This is a genomic window from Lentzea albida (assembly GCF_900111005.1).
GTDB lineage: Bacteria > Actinomycetota > Actinomycetes > Mycobacteriales > Pseudonocardiaceae > Lentzea > Lentzea albida.
Genome location: NZ_FOFV01000004.1, coordinates 76,711 through 97,376, shown reverse-complemented (window position 1 = coordinate 97,376; position 20,666 = coordinate 76,711). Strand labels below are relative to the sequence as shown.

Annotated in this window: 21 protein-coding genes; 13 read left to right on the top strand and 8 right to left on the bottom strand. The window is 71.2% G+C overall.

All coding sequences use genetic code 11. The features are described 5' to 3' along the window. Nucleotides 1–10: 10 nt before the first annotated feature. Complete coding sequence (locus BMY74_RS12370) at nucleotides 11–529, bottom strand: hypothetical protein (RefSeq protein WP_143091551.1); 519 nt, start codon at nucleotides 527–529, stop codon at nucleotides 11–13. Continuing rightward, on the bottom strand, nucleotides 526–1,440 hold the full coding sequence (locus BMY74_RS12365; protein ID WP_245786069.1) for a glycosyltransferase family 2 protein: 915 nt from the start codon (nucleotides 1,438–1,440) through the stop codon (nucleotides 526–528). The genes BMY74_RS12370 and BMY74_RS12365 overlap by 4 nt, the downstream gene beginning before the upstream one ends. Before the next feature lie 20 nt (nucleotides 1,441–1,460). On the opposite strand from BMY74_RS12365, the gene BMY74_RS12360 reads away from it, so the two are divergent. From BMY74_RS12360 to BMY74_RS12350, 3 genes are all read left to right on the top strand, one after another. Further along, the gene (locus BMY74_RS12360; RefSeq protein ID WP_089914621.1) at nucleotides 1,461–2,444 is read left to right on the top strand and encodes a glycosyltransferase family 4 protein; all 984 of its coding nucleotides are present in this window, start codon (nucleotides 1,461–1,463) and stop codon (nucleotides 2,442–2,444) included. A 68-nt stretch (nucleotides 2,445–2,512) separates the two neighbouring features. Next, entirely contained in the window at nucleotides 2,513–3,640 is a 1,128-nt protein-coding gene (locus BMY74_RS12355; protein ID WP_089914618.1) for a glycosyltransferase family 4 protein, read from the top strand. Between the two features lie 47 nt (nucleotides 3,641–3,687). Further along, nucleotides 3,688–4,539 (top strand): glycosyltransferase family 2 protein, encoded by an 852-nt coding sequence (locus BMY74_RS12350; protein ID WP_177229714.1) that lies wholly within the window; start codon nucleotides 3,688–3,690, stop codon nucleotides 4,537–4,539. Between the two features lie 298 nt (nucleotides 4,540–4,837). Here the strand turns inward: BMY74_RS12350 and BMY74_RS12345 are convergent, their stop codons facing one another. After that, a complete protein-coding gene (locus BMY74_RS12345) occupies nucleotides 4,838–5,212 on the bottom strand; it encodes a hypothetical protein (RefSeq protein WP_089914612.1) in 375 nt (124 codons plus the stop codon). 101 nt (nucleotides 5,213–5,313) lie between these two features. Between BMY74_RS12345 and manB the strand changes: the two genes are divergently transcribed. Next, on the top strand, nucleotides 5,314–6,381 hold the full coding sequence (manB, locus tag BMY74_RS12340; protein WP_245786068.1) for a mannose-1-phosphate guanylyltransferase: 1,068 nt from the start codon (nucleotides 5,314–5,316) through the stop codon (nucleotides 6,379–6,381). A 118-nt stretch (nucleotides 6,382–6,499) separates the two neighbouring features. Continuing rightward, nucleotides 6,500–7,417, top strand: a complete 918-nt coding sequence (locus tag BMY74_RS12335) for a DNA-3-methyladenine glycosylase family protein (protein WP_089915663.1) — start codon at nucleotides 6,500–6,502, stop codon at nucleotides 7,415–7,417. Here the strand turns inward: BMY74_RS12335 and BMY74_RS12330 are convergent. From BMY74_RS12330 to BMY74_RS12315, 4 genes are read right to left on the bottom strand one after another with little or no spacing between them, the layout of a single operon-like run. After that, entirely contained in the window at nucleotides 7,414–7,941 is a 528-nt protein-coding gene (locus BMY74_RS12330) for an NUDIX hydrolase (protein WP_089914606.1), read from the bottom strand. The genes BMY74_RS12335 and BMY74_RS12330 overlap by 4 nt on opposite strands. Next, nucleotides 7,938–9,260: a coenzyme F420-0:L-glutamate ligase gene (locus BMY74_RS12325; protein ID WP_089915660.1), complete on the bottom strand. Its 1,323-nt coding sequence runs from the start codon at nucleotides 9,258–9,260 to the stop codon at nucleotides 7,938–7,940. Before BMY74_RS12325 ends, BMY74_RS12330 begins: the two co-directional genes overlap by 4 nt. Beyond that, nucleotides 9,253–10,206, bottom strand: coding sequence for a 2-phospho-L-lactate transferase (gene cofD / locus BMY74_RS12320; protein ID WP_089914604.1), 954 nt, complete (start codon nucleotides 10,204–10,206; stop codon nucleotides 9,253–9,255). Before cofD ends, BMY74_RS12325 begins: the two co-directional genes overlap by 8 nt. A 33-nt stretch (nucleotides 10,207–10,239) precedes the next feature. After that, nucleotides 10,240–10,995, bottom strand: coding sequence for a site-2 protease family protein (locus tag BMY74_RS12315; protein WP_089914601.1), 756 nt, complete (start codon nucleotides 10,993–10,995; stop codon nucleotides 10,240–10,242). A gap of 245 nt (nucleotides 10,996–11,240) precedes the next feature. Between BMY74_RS12315 and BMY74_RS12310 the strand changes: the two genes are divergently transcribed. Together BMY74_RS12310 and BMY74_RS12305 are read left to right on the top strand one after the other, a co-directional pair. After that, on the top strand, nucleotides 11,241–11,546 hold the full coding sequence (locus BMY74_RS12310) for a WhiB family transcriptional regulator (RefSeq protein WP_051784712.1): 306 nt from the start codon (nucleotides 11,241–11,243) through the stop codon (nucleotides 11,544–11,546). A gap of 39 nt (nucleotides 11,547–11,585) precedes the next feature. Then, complete coding sequence (locus tag BMY74_RS12305) at nucleotides 11,586–14,747, top strand: glycosyltransferase family 2 protein (protein ID WP_089914595.1); 3,162 nt, start codon at nucleotides 11,586–11,588, stop codon at nucleotides 14,745–14,747. Between the two features lie 8 nt (nucleotides 14,748–14,755). Here BMY74_RS12305 and BMY74_RS12300 read toward each other — a convergent pair whose 3' ends face one another. Next, nucleotides 14,756–15,199, bottom strand: coding sequence for a metallopeptidase family protein (locus tag BMY74_RS12300; RefSeq protein WP_089915657.1), 444 nt, complete (start codon nucleotides 15,197–15,199; stop codon nucleotides 14,756–14,758). Nucleotides 15,200–15,292: 93 nt separating this feature from the next. On the opposite strand from BMY74_RS12300, the gene BMY74_RS12295 reads away from it, so the two are divergent. From BMY74_RS12295 to BMY74_RS12270, 6 genes are all read left to right on the top strand, one after another. Further along, a complete protein-coding gene (locus BMY74_RS12295; protein WP_189154299.1) occupies nucleotides 15,293–15,652 on the top strand; it encodes a DUF3499 domain-containing protein in 360 nt (119 codons plus the stop codon). Nucleotides 15,653–15,737: 85 nt separating this feature from the next. Beyond that, a complete protein-coding gene (locus BMY74_RS12290) occupies nucleotides 15,738–17,090 on the top strand; it encodes a phosphomannomutase/phosphoglucomutase (protein ID WP_089915654.1) in 1,353 nt (450 codons plus the stop codon). A gap of 12 nt (nucleotides 17,091–17,102) precedes the next feature. Next, a complete protein-coding gene (locus BMY74_RS12285) occupies nucleotides 17,103–17,303 on the top strand; it encodes a Trm112 family protein (RefSeq protein WP_089914592.1) in 201 nt (66 codons plus the stop codon). Nucleotides 17,304–17,308: 5 nt separating this feature from the next. Further along, nucleotides 17,309–18,373 carry an SIS domain-containing protein gene (locus BMY74_RS12280; RefSeq protein ID WP_089914588.1) on the top strand — a complete coding sequence of 355 codons (1,065 nt, stop codon included), beginning with the start codon at nucleotides 17,309–17,311 and terminating at the stop codon, nucleotides 18,371–18,373. Nucleotides 18,374–18,392: 19 nt separating this feature from the next. Further along, entirely contained in the window at nucleotides 18,393–19,607 is a 1,215-nt protein-coding gene (gene manA, locus BMY74_RS12275) for a mannose-6-phosphate isomerase, class I (protein WP_089914585.1), read from the top strand. A 41-nt stretch (nucleotides 19,608–19,648) separates the two neighbouring features. Continuing rightward, complete coding sequence (locus BMY74_RS12270; RefSeq protein ID WP_089914582.1) at nucleotides 19,649–20,572, top strand: cation diffusion facilitator family transporter; 924 nt, start codon at nucleotides 19,649–19,651, stop codon at nucleotides 20,570–20,572. The last annotated feature ends 94 nt before the right edge of the window (nucleotides 20,573–20,666 follow it).

Here is a 20,666-nt window from a genome sequence, read left to right as displayed (position 1 = left end):
GCTGGCCGCCTCACGGCTGCCGCCGGAGCAGCCGCGCGACCGGAACGAGGAGGATCATCGCTCCGGAGACGCCTGTGACCACCAGGAGGTTCCACCGGCTGTCGTCCGCCCACAGCGGCAGCAGGGGCGCACCCACCACGACCTGGGCCCGATCGGTCTTCAGCCGGTCGTTCCAGTCCCGGTCGAGCTCGACCTCGCCGCTGGGGCAGGCCAGCACGTAGTCGACGCGGGGGTACTTGGCGAACGGGTGCTCGTCCTCGGAGGTGACCGTGCACTGCTCGACCTGCCCGGTGCGGTGCACCAGCACGCTGTGGACGCCGTGCAGCAGCAGGAACGGGGTGACGAGGCCGAGCACGAACGCGGGCAGCGCGATCCACTTGCGCTGGGACAGGCCGCTGACGCCCAAGGCGTAGGCGAGGCCGCCGAGCAGGGCGACGAACACCAGTCCGTAGGTGAGCGTGATGGACGCGCCGATGCCGAGCGCGAGCGCCGCGAGGCCGCCGAACGTCAACAGCCACGCCGTTCTCATCTGCCCGCCCAGTCCCGCCACACCTGCTTGCGCGAGGTCTTGACCCTGATCCGCAGCCGCTGCACCAGCGTCACCGGCAGCCTGAGCAGCACCTCGCCCAGCACCCGCGCCCGCAACCCGAGCCGGAAGTTCGCGGCGTCCGGGACGTTCTTGCGCAGCGGCAGCAGCGCCGTGATCGCCAGGAACCGCGCGAGCTGGCCGAACGCGACCCCGGCGGGGGCGCACCTCAGCAGCATCAGCAACCGGTTGCGCTCGTTCCAGCGGTGGAAGAGCACCGAACCCGGCCGGGTGGTGGCGCCGTGCTTGTGCCGGACCCGAGCCGGCCCGACCGAGATCACCCGGTGCCCGGCCAGCCGCAGCCGCCAGGCCGTGTCGGTGTCCTCGTAGTAGCAGAAGAAACTCGCCGGCACGCCTCCCGCGGCCTTGAGCTCCGCCGTCCGCAGGAGCGCCGCCCCACCGCAGAACCCGAACACCTCGCGCCCGGCGAGCACGACGTCCCTGCCGTGGCCGTCCGCCGTCAGCGCCACGCCGACGGACTGCGTGGAGCCGTCCGTGAGCAGGATCGAGGAGGTGGCGGCGGCCGCGTCCCGGTCGGCTTCGAGAGCGCTCTCCAGCTCGGCGAGCCACGACGGGTGCGGTGCCGCGTCGTCGTTGAGCCACGCGACGTACGGGGTGTCGACCCGGTCGAGGACGGCGGCGAGCCCGCCCGCGTAACCGCGATTGCGGGGGAGCCTCACGACCTCGTGCCCACCGGGGTGTGCGCTGATCAGCTCGGCCGTGCCGTCGTCGGACGCGTTGTCGACGATGATCGTCCTGTGTGGACTCTTCTGGGCCCTGAGGGCGTCCAGGCACGCCGTGATGTGGTCACGGCCCCGCCACGTCACGACCACCACGGTGCTGACTGCCGACACGGCGTGAGACGGTACGCGACGTGCCCGAGCTGGTAGTGCTGACCGAGCAACTCAACGCCCCGATCCCCGGCGGCACCGGCCGCTACACGGCGGAGCTGTTGCGCGCGTTGAGGGAGAACGCGCCGGACGGCTGGTCCGTCGTGACGGCGGCGACGGCGAACGCCGACCGCGTGATCAGGCTGCCGCGCCGGGCGCTGGTGGCGTTGTGGGAGCGCGGTCTCCCGCCGAGGCTCGGCCGGCACGTGCACGCCCCGACGCCGCTCGCGCCGTTGCCCGGCGCGGTCGTCACCGTGCACGACGTGGTGCCGTGGACGCACCCGGAGACGCTGACCCCGCGCGGCGTCGCCTGGCACCGCAAGGTGATCGCCAGGGCGGCCCGGGAAGCACGCGCTCTGGTGGTCCCCACACAGGCCGTGGCATCTCAATTGGCAAATTGTGTGCACGTGGAAATTCCGATCCACGTCGTGCCGAACGGAGTCACGCGACTGGTCGGTTCGCCCGCAACCGATCTGCCCCCTTCGTACGTGCTCGCCATCGGGACCGTGGAGCCGCGCAAGGGTTTCGACCTGCTGGTGCGGGCGACGGAACGGCTGGAGGTGCCGCTGGTCGTGGTCGGTCCGCAGGGCTGGGGCGGCGTCGACCTGCGCGCGCCGCACGTGACGTTGCTCGGCAGGGTCTCGGACGCGCGGCTCGCCTCGGTGCTGGCGGGGGCGTCCGTGCTGGCAGCACCCAGTCTGGCCGAGGGTTTCGGGCTGCCGGTGCTGGAGGCGATGGCCGCGGGCGTCCCCGTCGTGCACTCCGACGACCCGGCGCTGATCGAGGTGGCGGGCGGCGCCGGGACCGTGGTGCGGCGCGGCGACCTGGCGTCGTTGACGGAAGGACTGAGGGCCGTCATAGCCGATCCTCATCACACCGTCGAGGCCGGTATCACACGGGCGAGTGAGTTCACCTGGGCAAAGACAGCGCAGGGTGTCTGGGGCGCCCACGCTGTACAGCCGGATTAGCGCATTCCCGCTAAACGCAAAAGCAAATGACATTACGCTAGCTGATCGTGGCCAATGTCGAACCCAGCGTGCTGATCGACGCCACCGCGATCCCCGCAGACCGTGGTGGTGTCGGCCGTTACGTGGATTCGCTCGTCGCCGCGCTCGACGCCGACGGATCCAGACTCTCCGTCGTCTGCCAGCCGCGCGACGAGGAGCTGTTCAGCAAGATCGCCCCGAACGCCCGCGTGGTCAGGGCCGCGGACGCCGTCGCCACCAGGACGGCCCGCCTGGCCTGGGAGCAGACGACGCTGCCCCGCCTGATCCGGACGCTCGGCGTCGACGTCGTGCACTCCCCGCACTACACGCTTCCGTTGGCGGGCAAGGCCGCTTCGGTCGTGACGCTGCACGACGCCACGTTCTTCACCGACCCGGTGCTGCACTCCTCGGTGAAGGCCCGTTTCTTCCGCGCCTGGACGAGGGCGTCGCTGCGGCGAGCGGACCTGTGCGTGGTCCCGTCCCAGGCCACCGCCGACGAACTGGTCCGCGTGGCCGGTGCCGAACGCCGCGTCCTGCACATCGCCCAGCACGGCGTGGACACCGAACGCTTCCACCCGCCGTCACCGGACGAGGTCCTGGCCGTCCGCCGCACGCTGGCGCTGGGGGACACGCCCTACGTCGCGTTCCTGGGAGCCCTGGAACCGCGCAAGAACGTCCCGGCGCTGATCCGCGGCTTCGCCCAGGCGATGGTGGGCCGCTCCGACCCGCCCGCCCTGGTCCTCGCGGGCCAGCCGGGCTGGGACAGCCAGGTCGAACGGGCGCTCGACTCCGTGCCGCACCGCATCCGCGTGATCCGCGCGGGCTACCTGCCGTTCGAACAGCTCGCGGGCTTCCTGGGCGGCGCCGAACTGGTCGCGTACCCGTCGCTCGGCGAGGGCTTCGGCCTGCCCGTGCTGGAAGCCATGGCCTGCGGCGCGTGCGTCCTCACCACCCGCCGCCTCTCACTGCCGGAGGTGGGCGGCGAGGCCGTCGCGTACTGCGGCGTGGGCGCCGGCGACATCGCCGCGGCCATCGCGGACCTCCTGGACGACCCGGCCCGCCGGTCCGCCCTGGCCGCCTCGGGTCAGCAGCGCGCCAAGGACTTCTCGTGGGCGGTCAGCGCCGACCGCCACCGCCTGGCCTACGAGCGAGCGGCACTGGTGCGCCGCCGCAGGTGACTGGTGCGCCGCCGTCGGCCGAGCGCGGCGGCGCTAGGGTGGCGCGCGTGAACTACGGCGACGGACTTGGTGTCGTGACGGTCACGTACTCGCCGGGCGAGACGCTGGCTCCCTTTGTGGACACCCTCGAGAAGGCCACCTCCCGTCCGGTGCAGGTGATCCTCGCCGACAACGGGTCCACCGACGGCGTTCCGGAGGAGCTCGCGGCCGCGCGGGAGAACGTGACGTTCGTCCCCACCGGCGGCAACCTCGGCTACGGCGGCGGCGCCAACCGCGGCGTCGCGGCACTGGGACCCGACATCGGCTGGGTCCTGATCTCCAACCCGGACATCGAGTTCGCCCCCGGCAGCGTCGACGCGTTGATCGCGGCCGCCGAGCGGTGGCCGCGGGGCGGGATGTTCGGCCCGCTGATCCGCGAGCCCAACGGTGAGGTCTACCCGTCGGCCCGGCTGCTGCCCTCGATCGGGCGCGGGATCGGGCACGCGGTGTTCGGCCCCGTGTGGAAGTCGAACCCCTGGACCCGCGCGTACCGGCAGGAGACCGAGCCGGTGGAGCGGACGGCCGGGTGGTTGTCCGGGTCGTGCTTCCTGATGCGGCGCGAGGCCTTCGACTCGGTCTCGGGGTTCGACGAGCGGTACTTCATGTACTTCGAGGACGTCGACCTCGGGGAGCGGGTCGGGGCTGCCGGGTGGTTGAACGTCTACGTGCCCGAGGCCGAGGTGGTCCACATCGGCGGGCACTCGACGGCTCGGTCTTCGGATCGGATGCTTCGGGAGCACCACCGGAGTGCTTACCGGTACCTGGCTGATCGGTACACCGGGGTGTTGTGGGCGCCGTTCCGGGCGGTGTTGAAGGCCGGGTTGGCGTTGCGGGTGTGGGCTGTGACCCGGAAGTCCTGAGTTCGCTGGGTGGCTGGGGCTCCGCCCCAGACCCCGCCGATCTGATCAAAAACCAGGCCGGCGCCGCTCGCGGGTTGATGGCACGTCTGTTGCTCACGGCGGCTGCGCGTTGCGTTGTTCGGTTGCGTTCGTGGGGTGATTTCGCCACGAGCCGTACCAAGTTCGTGCCACATCAGTGCTGTGGCACGACTCGTGACGAAACCACCCCACCCAGGCCTCTTGGCAAGGACGGCTCGCCTTCGGCTTCGCACGCGCATCATGGCTCGCGGCCGGCTTTCGCCCGCCCGCGTGCCGCGACTCACATGTCGCCGCTGAGCCGCTGCGACAGCGTGTTCCGCTTCTGCTGGTGGTGCGACACCGTCGGGATCAGGCCCGGCTGCACGACCTGTGTGATCTCCGCGTCGTCCGCCGGCGCCTGCTGCGCGGGCAGCGGCTGCGTCGGCATGGGGGCGCCCGGCGCCTGGTGCGGTCGCTGCTGACCCATCTGGGCGGGCGACAGGATCATCGTCGAGTCCGGGTCGCGGCGCGGGTCCACGGCGTTGACCAGCGCGCGAGGGATCTGCTGCGTGTCGGAGGCGTCCATCGGGGACGTCATGTTGTCCGGCGTCACGATGTTCCGCCCACGTGCGCGGGCGCGGGCGAGCAAGGCGTCGGCCCGGTCGCGGGGGTCCATGTCGGATTTAGCTCCTTGCCGGGACCAGATCCCGTATGACGATCTGCTTCGTGTCAGAGTATTCCGTCGAACGGCTCGCTGTAACGCGGAGGAGGAAAAAGGTGCACGGCGTCGAAGCTGTGGTGCTGGTCGGGGGCAAGGGCACCCGCCTTCGCCCGCTGACCCTGTCCGCCCCCAAGCCCATGCTCCCGACGGCGGGGGTGCCATTTTTGACGCACCTGCTGTCTCGGATCAAGGAGGCCGGCATCACGCACGTGGTGCTCGGGACCAGTTACAAGGCCGAGGTGTTCGAGGAGTACTTCGGGGACGGGTCGCGGCTCGGGCTGGAGCTCGAGTACGTGGTGGAAGAGGTGCCGCTGGACACGGCGGGCGCGATTCGCAACGTGGCCGACAAGCTGCGTGAACGCGATGTGATGGTGTTCAACGGCGACATCCTGTCGGGCGTCGACCTGACGGGGATCGTCGACACGCACCGCGAGCACGAGGCGGACGTGACGCTGCACCTGGTGAAGGTGGCGGACCCGCGTGCGTTCGGCTGCGTGCCGACGGACGAGGAGGGGCGCGTGCAGGCGTTCCTGGAGAAGACGGAGAACCCGCCGACGGACCAGATCAACGCCGGTTGTTACGTGTTCCGGCGTGAGGTGATCGACGCGATTCCCGCCGGGCGGCCGGTGTCGGTGGAGCGCGAGACGTTCCCCGGGCTGCTCGAGGCGGGCAAGAGGTTGCAGGGGCACGTGGACGCCACGTACTGGCTCGACCTCGGCAAGCCGGAGGCGTTCGTGCAGGGGTCCGCGGACCTCGTGCGCGGCGTTGCTCCATCTGCCGCAGTTGCACAGCCTGGCGACTACTTGGTGCTCGAAGGCTCTGCTGTGCACGAAGGTGCCACGGTCAAGGGCGGCAGCACGGTCGGTGCGAACTGCACGGTCGCTGAAGGTGCTGTGCTCGATGGCGCGATTCTGTTCGACGGCGCCGTTGTTGGTGAGGGTGCCGTGGTGGAGCGTTCGATCGTGGGTGCCGGTGCGCTCGTGCAGGCCGGTGCGGTTCTCAGGGACGCCGTGGTCGGCGACTCCGCGGTGATCGGCGCGCGGTGCGAGCTGATCGGGGGAGCGCGGGTCTGGCCGGGTGTGGTGCTGCCCGAGGCCGGCGTGCGCTTCTCGACGGATGCCTAGTGGCGTGACTCAAAACGTGGACGGTGAATCCGCGCCCAGCAGGGCACAGCGCGGCACCGCCCCCACGCCCCCGTACAACCAGTACGAGGACGCGGGGGCGGCACCGCGCTGCGCCCGTCTGACCACGAATTCGCTCGGCAACGTTTCGAGCCGCGCCACTAGCAGAGCCTGGACTCCACCGTTCCCACTCGACCTGGGCGCGGTGCTCGGCAGGCTGCGCCGCGGACCGGGCGACCCGTCCTTCAGCACGGAGGACGGCGTCTGGTTCGCGGCGAACACGCCGTGCGGTCCCGGCACGGTGCACATCACCAGGACGACCGGCGAGGTGCTCGCCGAGGCGTGGGGTGAGGGCGGGCCGTGGCTGCTCGACGGCCTGCCCGCCCTGCTCGGCGCGGACGACACGGTGGACGAGTTCGTCGCCCACCACCCCGTGATCGCCGAGGCGCGCAGGCAACGGCCCGGGCTGCGGCTCGGTGCCACGAACCGCGTCTGGGACCTGCTGTTCGCCTCGATCCTGGAGCAGAAGGTCACCGGTGTGGAGGCCTTCCGGACGTGGCGCGAGCTCGGCCGCCGGTTCGGTGAGAGCGCTCCCGGCCCGAAGCCGCTGAAGGTTCCCCCGACGCCGCAACGGTTGCTGGGCCTGCAGGACTGGGAATGGCACCAGTGCGGGCTCGACGGAGCGAGAAGACGAACGCTGATCAACGCCGCGCAGGTCGCGCACCGGCTGGAGAAGGCCGCCGAGATGCGCAGCCGCGAGCTGCTGGAGAAGGTGCCCGGCATCGGCGTGTGGACGTCCGCCGAGGTCGCGCAACGAGCCTGGGGCGACCCGGACGCCGTGAGCGTCGGCGACTACCACGTGGCGAAGAACGTCACGTGGGCGTTGACCGGCACGCCGGGCGATGACGACGCGATGATGGAGTTGCTGGAGCCGTATCAGCCGCAACGCCACCGCGCCGTCATGTACCTGGAAGCGGCGGGGTTGCGGCGGCCGCGGCGAGCCCCGAGGTTCTCGCCGCGCGACTACCGCAGGTTCTAACGCAGGCGGGCCAGCGCGCTGTCGATCAACGGGTGCAGGTCGTCCACGTTGTCCGGCAACGAGTCCAGCGGCCACCACTGCAGGTCGACGGACTCCTCCGACCGCACCGGCTGCGCCCCGACGGGCGCGCGCACCAGGAACCGCACGTCGAAGTGCCGCGTCGGCTTGCCGAGCGAGCACGTGATCGGGTGCACGTCGAGGTGGATCGGCGTCGGCTCGATGCGCAGGCCGCGGATGCCCGACTCCTCGGTCGCCTCGCGCAGGGCGGCGGCGACCAGCGAGGAGTCCTCCGGCTCGCAGTGGCCGCCGAGCTGGAGCCACCGGCCCACGCGCGGGTGCAGCGTCAGCAGCGCGTGCTCCCCGGTGGCGTCGAGGACCAGTGCGGAGGCCGTGAGGTGGCCGGGTTCGCAGGAACGCTGACAGGCGTCCTCGCGGGCCGCCAGGAAGCCGAGGTAGGCCTCCTTCAGCGCGTCCTGGCCCGAGAACCGGCTCAGCGTCGAGACGGCGTCGGCGTGCAGTGTCACAGCTCGATCAGCCCTTCAAGAGGTTCGCGCGGCGTCAACGGCTCGACCGGGTGGCCCACCGCCACGGCACCCAGCGGTTCCCAGTCGGCGGGAACACCCAGCACGGAACGCACCACGTCCGCGCAGAAGATCGTCGACGACACCCAGCACGAGCCGAGGCCCTCGGCGGCCAGTGCCACCAGCAGGCCCTGCACGGCGGCGCCGCCCGCGACCGTGAACATCGTCTTCTCGGCGTCCGCGCGGCGGGCGTCGGGGTAGGTGTGCGCTCCGTCGCGGACGAGGAACGGCACGACGATCTCCGGTGACTCCACCAGCAGGTCGCCGCGGCGCACCCGCTTCGAGATCTGCTCGGGGGTGAACCCGTCGGCGCGCAGGTCGCTCTCCCACTGCTCGCGCATGGCCCGCAGGAGCTCGGCACGCTTCTCCCGCACCAGCACGAACCGCAACGGCTTCGTGTGGTGCGGCGCGGGCGCGGTCAGCGCCGCACCGACGGCCCGGCGCACCACGGCCAGGTCGACCGGCTCGTCCGAGTAGAACCGCACGGACTTGCGCAGCAGCACGGCTTCCGAACGGCCCTGGGCGCGGGCTTCCTCCGTGCCGAGGCTGAACAGGTCCTCCTCGGTCGGCCGGACCAGGTCGCGTGCCGACGAACCGTCGTCCACCACGTCGAACCCGCGCAGCACGGCCACCGGCACCGCGCCGAGCTTGCCCTTCACCAGGTCGGCGGCCGCCGCGATCTCGTCGGCGACCGCGACCAGCGTCACGGCGAGCTGGTTGCCGTGCTGGTCGACCGCGCCGGCGTAGTCGTGCAGCACGCGCAGGCCGGACGCGCCGATCGCGGCGTCGGTCTGGCCGACCCGCCACGCGCGGCCCATCGTGTCGGTGACCACCACGGCGACCTCGACGCCCAGCGACTTCTTGAGAGCGGCGCGCAGCGAGGCCGCGGAGCCGTCCGGGTCGACCGGGAGCAGCGCGATCTCGTCGCCCGCCACGTTCGAAGCGTCCACTCCGGACGCCGCCTGCACGATGCCGAGCTTGTTCTCGGTGATCAGCGTGCGCATCTTGCGCGCGAGCACCCGCACCGACTCCGCGGCGACGTGCTCGCGCCGGATCCTGTCCCGCTCCTCGGGATCGGCCGGCACGCGGACCAGTCGTCCCTCTACTTTGGACAGCACCTTGGACGTGACGACCAGCACGTCGCCGTCGCGCAGCCAGGGCGCGGCCTGCGCGATCGCACCGGCCAGGTCGTCTCCGGGGCGGAACTCCGGCAGTCCCGGAACCGGCAGCAGCTCGAGCGCCGCCGCGGCGTGGTCAGTCAACTTCGACTCCGGCCAGTTCGAGCGCGTCACGGGCCATCTGCGCCGTGGCGTCCACATCGGACATCAGCAGCGGGACGGCGCGCACCGCGACGCCGGGCACGTCCGCCCGGTCGCCGGTGTGCACGAGCCACGCGTCGAGGATGCCGTCGTCGGAGCACTTGCGGGAGCCGTAGAGCCGCCCGACCGCCTCGGCCGAGGTCTCGACACCGATCGCGTCCAAACAAGCGTCGGCCATGCCCCGCAACGGTTTCCCGCCGATGATCGGCGACAGGCCCACGACGCCCGCCTCGGTCTTGCGCAACGCGTCGCGCACGCCGGGCACGTTGAGGATCGTGCCGACGCTCACGACCGGGTTGGACGGCGCGAGGACCACCGCGTCGGCCTGGTCGATCGCGTCCAGCACGCCGGGTCCGGCGGTCGCGGTCTCGGCGCCGACGTACGCGAACGACTTCGCGGGCAGCCCGGCCCGGTGCTTGACCCACCACTCCTGGAAGTGGATGGCCTTCGTCTCACCGTCGAGCTCCACGACGACGTGCGTCTCGACCCTGTCGTCCGACATCGGCAGCAGCTTCACGCCCGGCTTCCACCGGTCGCACAGCGCCTCCGTCACCGCGGACAGCGGGTAGCCGGCGCGCAGCATGCGGGTGCGGACGAGGTGCGTCGCGATGTCCCGGTCGCCCAGGCCGAACCACGTCGGCTCGGCGCCGTACGCCGCGAGCTCCTCCTTGACGGTCCACGACTCGCCCTCGCGACCCCAGCCGCGTTCGGTGTCGATGCCACCGCCCAGCGTGTACATGCAGGTGTCGAGGTCGGGCGTGATGCGCAGCCCGTGCATCCAGACGTCGTCACCGGTGTTGACCACCGCGGTGACATCCGCCCCGAGTGCCTTGAGACCCTGCAGGAACCTGGCGCCGCCGACCCCGCCGACGAGTGCTACGACCTTCACGCCCGCCCATGCTTCCACAGCGCCGATCCGCCCCTACAGGTAGCGCCAGAACATGAACGCCGACATGCCCGCGTACGCGTAGCCGGGCTCGCCGCCGATGAGCTCGAACACCGCGTTCGAGGCCCAGAAGAACAGCTGGCTGACCTGGCTGAAGGCGATCAGGACGGCGAACAGCACCAGCGGCGCCCACGGCCGGGCCTTGGCGCCGAAGCGCTGGGCCTCGTAGGGCAGGAATGGCTCGATCGCGCCCCAGCCGTCGAGGCCGGGCACCGGGAGGATGTTGAGCACGAACGCCAGCACCTGCAACAAAGCAAGGTACGAAATCGCCGAGGCCAGTGCGACGGGCGGCGAGAAGACCGCGACGACGAGCGTGAGCAGGACGCCGATCACGAGGTTCGACAGCGGCCCGGCTAGTGAGACCAACGACTCGATTTTCTTCGAGCGCAGGGCGTGGTGGTTGATCCAGACGGCGCCACCCGGAAGCGGGATCCCGCCCATGACGAGCAGCACGAGAGGCAGCACGATGCTGAGCACCGGGTCGGTGTAACGGCGGATGTCAAGGGTCAGATAACCCTTCTCGCGCACGGAGAAGTCGCCGCCCTTGTACGCCACGGCGGCGTGCCCGAACTCGTGCAGGCACAGCGTCACCGCCCACCCGGCCAGTACGAAGAGGATGGTGCCCGTGATGATGGCGGCGTCACCCTCGAGCAGGGTGAGGGCGGCTCCGGCGGCCGTCGCCGCGAGCAGGCCGAGGAACAGTGGGCTGGGGCGAACCGCTGATCGCTTCACCCCTCCAGTGTGGCGTGTCGGCTGGCCCTGTGGGCCGTTCGAGGACGGGTTGCGGCACGTGAATCACCGTCCGTGCGGTCCGTCAAGGTTTTTGCGGCCATCCGCGCGAATATCCCCCGACGTGTGGACTCCGCTTGACCGCCCGCTGTGACGCAGGTGTAATCACATCGGTGTCATTCGTCGTTGTGGGAACGGCGACTGGCGTCCGCCAACCGGGGAGAGCGGAAGGCGAGGAGGCGGACGAAATGCAGGAATTCGAAGAGCTCGAAGAAGATCACGTCACTCAGCCGGTCGTGCAGGGCGAGCTGTCGTACCTGTTCGACCCTGCCGACGAGCAGGACTGGCAGGAGCGCGCGCTCTGCGCCCAGACGGATCCCGAGGCGTTCTTCCCCGAAAAGGGTGGATCGACGCGGGAGGCCAAGCGCATCTGCCTGGGCTGCGAGGTGCGCTCGGAGTGCCTGGAGTACGCACTCCAGCACGACGAACGCTTCGGCATCTGGGGCGGTCTCTCGGAGAGAGAACGCCGCAAGTTGAAGAAGCGAGCCGTCTAGTCGGTCAGAAGCGTGATCTTTCTGCCTTAACTTGAGGACGTGACAAGTCCTCACCCGAGGCTCCGGACGGCGCCGGTGCTGTGCGTCCTGGTCTGCCACGACGGCGACCAGTGGCTCAGCACGGCGCTGTCTGCCTTGCGGCGCCAGCGAATCCGTCCACGGCACGTGATCGCGGTCGACACCGGATCGACGGACGGGACGGCGAAAGTCCTGGCAGAGGCGGGAGATCTGCTGGACGGGGTGCTGACCGCGCCGCGGGGCACCGGCTTCGGCACCGCCGTGCGCATCGCCGTCGAGCACGCCGTCGAACGGTGGGGTGATCCCGGCAGGTGGCTGTGGCTGCTGCACGACGACAGCGCCCCGGAACCCGACTGCCTGGCCGCGTTGCTGACCGCCGCCGAGGTGTCCCCGTCGGCCGCGGTGCTCGGCCCGCTGTGCCTCGATTGGGTGGATTCTCGTCTGGTCGTCGAGGCAGGTCTCTCGACGGATTCTTCAGGACATCGACAGACGGGTCTGTCCTCCGCGGAACATTCCGCATCGTTTCAGCAGAGCACCGAGGTTCTCGCCGTCTCGTCCGCGGGATCGTTGATCAAACGTGAGGTTTGGCACTGCCTCGGCGGCTACGACGAAGCGATGCCGCTGTTGCGCGACGATCTCGACTTCGGCTGGCGCGCTAATCGCTCAGGTCATTTGGTCCTGTGCGTACCGGTCGCACGCATGCGACATGCACGCGCCGCAACTAAAGGCGCACGCCGTTTGGACGCGGCCATGGCGCGGCCGGGCCCGTCATTTCGGGGCGTCGACCGCGCGCACGGCATGCGCACTTTCTTGGTCAATTGTTCAGGTTCCTCGTTCCTGATCGGACTTCCGCGGCTGCTGGTGCTGTCGCTGCTGCGGGCCCTGGGCTTCCTGCTCCTCCGGCGTTTCGCGGACGCACACGCCGAGGTCGGCGCGGCCCGCTACCTCCTCACGAGAGGCCGTCTGCTCGAAGGACGCCGCGCCCGCCGGGGCTCCGCCGTCGTCCGCGGGCTCTTCACCAGCAGACTCACCCGGCTGCGCAACGCGGTCCGCGCCGGAGCGACGTTCCTGATCCGCCGCCGCGTCGAAGCCGACGCCGCGCTGGGTCGTTTGCCCGCAACCGATGCGGGCTCGACGTGGCTCGAACCGTCCGAAGTGGACCCGAGGCCCGTCGGCCCGTCCGCGCTGCCGGCCGGTGCCTCGCGCGGGCGCCCCCGCGTCGCCGGTCTGCGCCGCCCACCCGTCGTCGTCTCCGTGGACGCCGCCCTGCCCGGGGCCCTGCGCCCGTCACCGCGACCCCGGCCGTCGCCGGGACCGCGCGCCGCTCCGGGTGTGGTGTTCGTCGAGGTCGACCAGTCGCGGGTGCTCCGCTCGTTGTTGCTGTCGCCGCCGGTCCTGCTCGTGCTCGGCCTGTCCGTCGTCGCGCTGGTCGCGAACTGGTCCCGCCTCGGCCTCGACCTGGCGGGCGGCCGCCTGCTCCCGGTCGGCTCGGCGGGGTCGGTCTGGTCGACGTACCTGTCGTCGTGGCACCCGGTCCTCGGCGGCACCGCGGCTCCTGCGCCCGCCGCCCTGGCCGTGCTGGGCCTGGTCCCCGGCGGTCCGTCGTTCGCCGTGGCGCTGCTGTTGCTCGGCGACATCCCCCTCGCCGCGTTGTCGGCGTACATCGCGTCACGAGGCCTGCGCGTACGCCGTTCCGTGCGCGCGGTGGTCGCCGCCTTCTACGGCCTGCTGCCGGTCGCGACAACGGCCGTGTCCGAAGGCCGTCTCGACGTCGTCGTCGTGCACATCGTCACGCCCGTGGTCTTCGCCGGCGTGTACGCGGTCTTGCGCGCGTCGTCCACGCACGCCTGGTTGCCCATGGCCTCCGGCACCGCGATCGGTGTCGCCGTGCTGGGCGCCTTCTCGCCGTTGACACACCTCGTGGTGATCGTCGGCGCTCTCGTGGGCTTCATCGCCGTGACGGGCGGCGCCCGCCGGATCGCCGCCCTGTTCGCCATCGTGCTTCTGCCGATGGCGCTCCTCCTGCCGTGGCCCGCCGTGTTGCTGCAACACCCCGAGATGGTGTTGAACGGCCTCGGCGCGGCCTTCGAGTCGCCGCCGCCGAACCTGATCGTGTGCTCGGTCTTCGTCGCCGCCGGTTTCGCCGCCGCGGTGCTGCGGCCGAACGTCCTGATGCTGCCCGGCCTGCTGGTGATCGTGCTGGCCATCGGGGCCCTTGCCGCCGTGGCGGCCGTCGGCGCCTGGCCCGGTGCGCCGCTGGTGGTGCTGGCGTGGGGTCTCGTGTGCGTGGTGCTGGCCGGTTGCCAGCGCGGGGTCCCGCCAGGCATCGCCCGGCTGGCGCGGGTGCGGCGGGCCGTGTACGTCGTCGGTGTCGTGACGCTGGTCAGCCTCGGGGTGGCCGGGCTGCTGGACCTGCGGTCCGGACCGTTGAAGGCCGGCGGCGGGCCGGCGCTGAGCACGTCGTTGACGGCGGAACTGGAGCGGTCCGGCCGGTCGGTGCTGATCCTCGGGTCGCCCGCCCGGCAGGTCGCCGGCCGGATGCCCGCCTTCGGTGACGACGACCTCGTGCCCACCGCGTCGTCGCCCGCCCGGTTGCGTCGGTGGAACTCCTCCTTGCTGGAGGGGGCCCCTCCAGCGGTGAAGATGGCGTTGGCTCAGGCGGCTTCGTCGGGAGTTTCGTTCGTGGTGCTGCCGTCGGACTCCGCCGCCGCGAAGGTCCGCGAGGCCGCCGGGGAGTTGGTGTCGGAGGCGCCTCGGGCTTCGGACGGACGGCCCGTGCTGCGGGTGCGGCTGACCGCGGACACCGGGGTCCTGCTGGCGCCCGACCTGGCGCGGCGGGCGCGGACCGGCGGGGAGCCGCCGGACTCGGTGTCGGCCGACGGGGTGGCGCCCGTGAACGTGACGCTGCCCGACGTGGCGGTGAAGGTGTCGCCCGGCGGGGAGGGGCGGGTGCTGGTGCTGGCCGCCGAGGACGAGCCGGGGTGGCAGGTCTTCGTGGACGGCGTCCAGGTGCCCGTGGTGCGGGCCTGGGGGCACCTGGTCGGGGTGCCGCTGCCGTCCGGTGGGGCGGAGGTCCGGGTGTCGATGTCGAGCACCCTGCGGGACTTCCTGTTGCTGGGGCAGGCGGCGGCGCTGCTGTTCACGCTGCTGACCGCGGTGCCCACCCGCAGGCGGCAGGTGTGAGAGGCGTCTCAGCCCTCGTCCACCACGTCCGGGTCGAGCCCGAGGTAGTTCGCCACCTGCTCGACCAGGACGTCGTGCACGAGGTCGGCCAGGTCGGCCCCGTCCTTCGCGCGGGCCTCCAGCGGCCGGCGGTAGAGAACGATCCGGGCACGGTTGTCGGAGCCCGTGGGCAGCAGGCGGGCCAGGGGGACGTTGCCGTCCTCCACGACGCCGTCCTCGCCTTCGACCTGCACTTCGGGCACGTCGTCGACGGCCACGTCGAGCTGCGTGAGTTCGGTGCGCCAGCGGGCCTCGATGGGCTCCAGGGCCTCGATGACCAGGGCGTCGAAGCGTTCCGCGCGGGACCGGGCCGCGGGGAGGGTGGCGGGGTACAGGGGGCCGCGCAGGCCCCGGCCGTGCCGGTCGCGGTTGCGCCGACGCGGCGAATTCTGCCGTTGTGAACCCCGTGCCATCACCACAACCGAGCAGCCTAGTTGCTCCTCCGGAGGACTAAACACAGCGTGCCTCACACACAGCCTCCCGTGGACGCGCTATCGTCCCGGATCGTGCGGAGCGTGAGACGGTGCTCGCGAACCGGGTGTGCTAACCCGGCTGTCGCCACGCTCACCTACGCCTATGCGGACTCCACCGCGGTCGTCGGGCCGCTTGCCACGTACTCCGAACCGCACAGTTACGACCTGTGCGAGGAGCACGCGTTGCGGCTCACGGCGCCTCGTGGCTGGGAGGTCGTGAGGCACCAGGGTGAGTTCGCGGCGCCCGAGCCGACTGTGGACGACCTGACGGCGCTGGCCGAGGCCGTGCGGGAGGCCGGGCGGGCTGATGTCAGCCCGAAGCTGCCCGACGTGCCTGCGGGCTCTCACAGGCGTGGGCACCTGCGGGTCCTGCCGGATCCCCACGAGGACTGAACCGACCACACGCACCACTAATCTTCTCGCCGGTAGGCTGCTCGACCAGTGGCCGTCAAGAGCGAGTTCCCTGGGAGTGTGCGGCGTGCGTGACCTGTCCGGCATCGTCAAGGCGTACGACATCCGCGGGGTGGTCGGCGAACAGTTGGACGCCGGCTTGGTCCGCGACTTCGGCGCCGCCTTCGCGCGCCTGGTCGGTGGGCCCGCCATCGTCATCGGGCACGACATGCGCGACTCCTCGCCGGAGCTCTCGCGCGCGTTCGCCGAGGGTGCGCAGGCGCAGGGCGTGAACGTCATCAGCATCGGCCTGGCCAGCACGGACATGCTCTACTTCGCGTCCGGCAAGCTCGACCTGCCCGGTGCCATGTTCACCGCGAGCCACAACCCGGCGCAGTACAACGGCATCAAGATGTGCCGTGCGGGCGCCTCGCCGGTGGGCCAGGACACGGGTCTCGCGCAGATCCGCCAGGACGCCGAGAACCAGGTGCCGGACGCCGAGGGCGTCGAGAAGGGCACGTTCGAGGAGCGCAACATGCTCGTCGACTACGCGGCCTACCTCAACGAGCTGGTCGACCTGAAGAGCATCCGCCCGCTCAAGATCGTCGTGGACGCGGGCAACGGCATGGGCGGCTACACGGTGCCGCAGGTCTTCGAGGGCCTGCCCATCGAGGTGGTTCCCATGTACTTCGAGCTCGACGGCAGCTTCCCGAACCACGAGGCGAACCCGCTCGACCCGAAGAACATCGTCGACCTCCAAGCCCGCACCAAGGCCGAGGGCGCGGACGCCGGTGTCGCGTTCGACGGCGACGCGGACCGCTGCTTCGTCGTGGACGAGAACGGCGACCCGGTCAGCCCGTCCGCGATCACCGCGCTGGTGGCCGTGCGCGAGCTCGCGAAGGACCCCGGCGGCACGATCATCCACAACCTGATCACGTCGCACGCGGTGCCGGAGATCGTCACCGAGCACGGCGGCAAGCCCGTGCGCACGCGCGTCGGCCACTCGTTCATCAAGGAGGAGATGGCCAAGACCGGCGCCATCTTCGGTGGTGAGCACTCCGCGCACTACTACTTCCGCGACTTCTGGCGCGCCGACACCGGCATGCTGGCCGCGCTGCACGTGCTGGCCGCGCTCGGTGAGCAGGACGGCCCGCTGTCCGCGCTGACGTCGGTCTACAACCGCTACGCCGCCTCCGGTGAGATCAACTCCACCGTGCAGGACCAGGCCGGCCGGATCGCCGCCATCAAGGACGCGTACGGCTCCAAGGACGGCGTCACGATCGACGAGCTGGACGGTCTCACCGTGCAGCTGGCGGACGGGTCGTGGTTCAACCTGCGGGCCTCGAACACCGAGCCGCTGCTGCGCCTGAACGTCGAAGCCGCCACCCCCGAGGCCGTCGCCGCGCTCAGCGACGAGGTCCTCGCGATCGTGCGGGCCTGAGGAGAGAACACCGTGGCCGTCAAGCTCGAAGAGCAGTTGCTGGAGATCCTCGCCTGCCCGTGCCCCGAGCACGCGCCGCTGCAGGTCGGGACGCCCACCGATCCGGAGGCGGACTTCCTCACGTGCACCTCGTGCGGTCGGTCGTTCCCGGTGCGCGACGGCATCCCGGTGCTGCTGCTGGACGAGGCGGTCGAGCCGCCGGCGGCCGGGTGACGTAGGTGCTCGACGACACGCTGCTCGACGACTCGAGCCGCCTCGCCGACGCCGACACGGGTGGCTGGCTGCGCGCCGCCGCCCGTGCGGGGGCGCAGGTCCGCTCCACCGCCGAGGCCGCGGCCGAGGCGGGGGTGGAACGGATCTTCTCCGAACGCCCGCGCGCGGTGGTGCTCATCACGCGGCCCGGCCACGCGGTCGCGGTCGCGGGCGTCGTCATGGCGTTGCTCGGTTCCGGTTGCTCGGTTCCGGTGGTCGCGGTCGACGAGGTCCCGCCGTGGGTCGGTGCCCTCGACGTGGTGCTCGCGCACACCGAGGACCCCGGCGACCGGGTGCTCGCCGAGTCGATCGACAGGGCGGTCCGCCGGGGCGCGCGCGTGTTGCTGACGGCGCCGGACTCCGGTCCGATCGCCGCGGCCGCCGCCGGCCGGGCCGTGCTGCTGCCGCCGCGCGTCGACGTGCCGCCGGGCTTCAGCTTCCCGCGCGCGCTCGCCGCGTGGCTGCTGGTGCTGCACTCGCTCGGGCTGCTCAAGACCGACGTGGAACTGATCGCGGACGAGCTCGACCGCGAGGCCGAGCGCGACCACCCGGTGCACGAGTCGTTCGTGAACCCGGCGAAGTCGCTCGCCCTGCGCGTCGCCGACCGCACGCCGCTGCTGTGGGGCCTCGACGAGGTCGCCACCGCGGTCGGCGAGCACGGCGCGGGCGTGCTGGCGACGTTCGCGGGCGTCGCCTCCGACGTCGCCGGCTACCCGCAGGCGGTGACCCGATCGGTGCTGCACCGCCGCGCCGTTCAGGGGACCTCGGGCGCGGACCTCTTCGCGGACCCGGACGACGAGCCGGGCAGCGGACTCGTGCGCGTGCTGCTGCTGGCCGTGCGCCAGGGCCCGGCGGCCGACGCCATGAGGCACGCCGCCGAGGACTCGCTGCCGGGAGCAGACGTGCTGGAGCCGGCCGTCGAGGTGGCGGGAGGCGACGCGGTCAGCGCCGCGCTCCTCGCGCTGCGCTTCGAACTGGCCGCGCTGTACCTCGGGCTCGCCGCCGGAACTCTCGGCGGCAACCCGTACTGATTGGGGAGCTGACTCAGAAGTGGACCTGCTGCACAACGCGGTAAGGCCGTACGCGTGGGGTTCACGCACGGCCATCGCCGAGCTGCTCGGGAAGGAGGTGCCCGCACCCCATCCCGAGGCCGAGCTGTGGATGGGCGCCCACCCCGGCGACCCGTCCCGCGTCGTCGGCGCGGACGGCGTCGAACGCTCGCTGCTCGACCTGCTGACCGAGAACCCGGACGGCCAGCTCGGTCAGCGCGTGGCGCAGCGGTGGGGCAGCAGGCTCCCGTTCCTGATCAAGGTGCTCGCCGCCGAGGAGGCGCTGAGCCTGCAGGCGCACCCGTCCGCCGCGCAGGCGGCCGAGGGCTTCGCGGCCGAGGAGAAGCGCCTCGTGCCGCTCGACTCCCCGATCCGCAACTACAAGGACCCGGCCGCCAAGCCGGAACTGGTCTGCGCCCTCACCGAGTTCCACGCGCTGGCGGGCTTCCGCGACCCGGCGCGGACGGTCGCGCTGCTGCGCTCGCTGGACGCGCCCGCGCTGGCGCCGTACACCGAGATGCTGGTCGCGCAGCCGGACTCGTCGGGCCTGCGCGCGTTGTTCACGATGCTGATCACGCTGCCGCAGACGTCGTTGTCGGTGCTGCTCCCGCAGGTCCTCGACGCGTGCGTGCTGCACGTGAAGGAGCACGGCGAGTTCGACCTGGAGTGCCGCACGATCCTGGAACTGGGCGAGTCCTACCCCGGTGACGCGGGCGTGCTGGCGGCGTTGCTGCTCAACCGCATCGTGCTGCAGCCCGGCGAGGCTATCCACCTGCCCGCCGGCAACCTGCACGCGTACCTGCGCGGCACGGGCATCGAGATCCTGGCCAACTCGGACAACGTCCTGCGCTGCGGCCTCACGCCCAAGCACGTCGACGTGCCCGAGCTGCTGCGTGTGCTCGACTTCACCTGCGGTGACATGGAAGTGCTGCTGGGCGAGGAGGTCCAGCCGGGCGTCCGCGTCTACCGCACGCCCGCGCCGGAGTTCGAACTGTCCAGGTTGGACCTGACCGGCGAGACGCGGGTCGACCACGAAGGCCCGCAGATCATGATTTGCACGGCCGGTGCCGTGGTACTCACGAACGCCCGTGGCGAGGAGTTGCGGCTGGCACGCGGCGAGTCCGTGTGGCTGCCGGCGTCGGACCCGGCGGTGGTCATCCGACCGGATGGTGTCGATTCCGCCGAACTTTTCCGCGCCACGGCGGGAACCGACTAAGGTTCGCCCGGACAAACCGGACTGGTTGCGAGGAGACAGGCGTGTCAGCAGGGGGCGGGACCAAGGCGATCGTCGCGGCATTGGTGGCGAACGCCGGTATCGCGGTGGCCAAGTTCATCGGATTCTTGATCACCGGCTCGTCGTCGATGCTCGCCGAGTCGGTGCACTCGGTCGCCGACACGTCGAACCAGGGCCTGCTGCTGCTCGGCCAGAAGACGGCCCAGCGCAAGGCCACGAGGCTGCACCCGTTCGGCTTCGGCCGCGACCGGTACTTCTGGTCGTTCGTGGTCGCCCTGATGCTCTTCACCCTCGGCTCGGTCTTCGCGCTGTACGAGGGCATCCACAAGCTGCAGCACCCCGAGGCGCTCTCCAGCCCGATCGTCGCGGTCGGCATCCTCGTCGTCGCGATCGGTCTCGAGACCTACAGCTTCATGACGGCCATCAGGGAGTCGAAGCTCATCAAGGGCGACGCGACCTGGTGGCAGTTCATCCGCAACTCCCGCACGCCGGAACTGCCGGTCGTGCTGCTGGAGGACGCGGGCGCGCTGATCGGTCTGATCCTCGCGCTGATCGGTGTCGGCCTCGCGACGGTCACCGGCAACCCGGTCTTCGACGCGCTCGGCACGATCGCCATCGGTGTGCTGCTCGGTGTCATCGCGATCATCCTGATCATCGAGATGAAGTCGCTGCTGATCGGTGAGGGCGCGTCCGACAAGGACCTCGACGTGATCTGCGACGAGCTCGCCGCCGGCAAGGTGCAGCGCGTCATCCACATCAAGACCCAGTACATCGGCCCGGACGAGCTGCTCGTGGCCGCGAAGATCGCCCTGGAGCCGCGGCTGCCGCTCGACGAGGTGGCGCAGGCGATCAACGACGCCGAGCAGCGGGTGCGGAGCAAGGTGCCGCAGGCCCGGCTGATCTACCTGGAGCCGGACCTGGACCGGTCCACGGTCGCCAGCTCCTGATCCTGAACTGACTGCGAAGCCGCCCCGGGCCCACCGCCCGGGGCGGCTTCGTTCGCGAGAAGGGCTCCGCAGCTCGCCGAACCGGTCGCGCCGG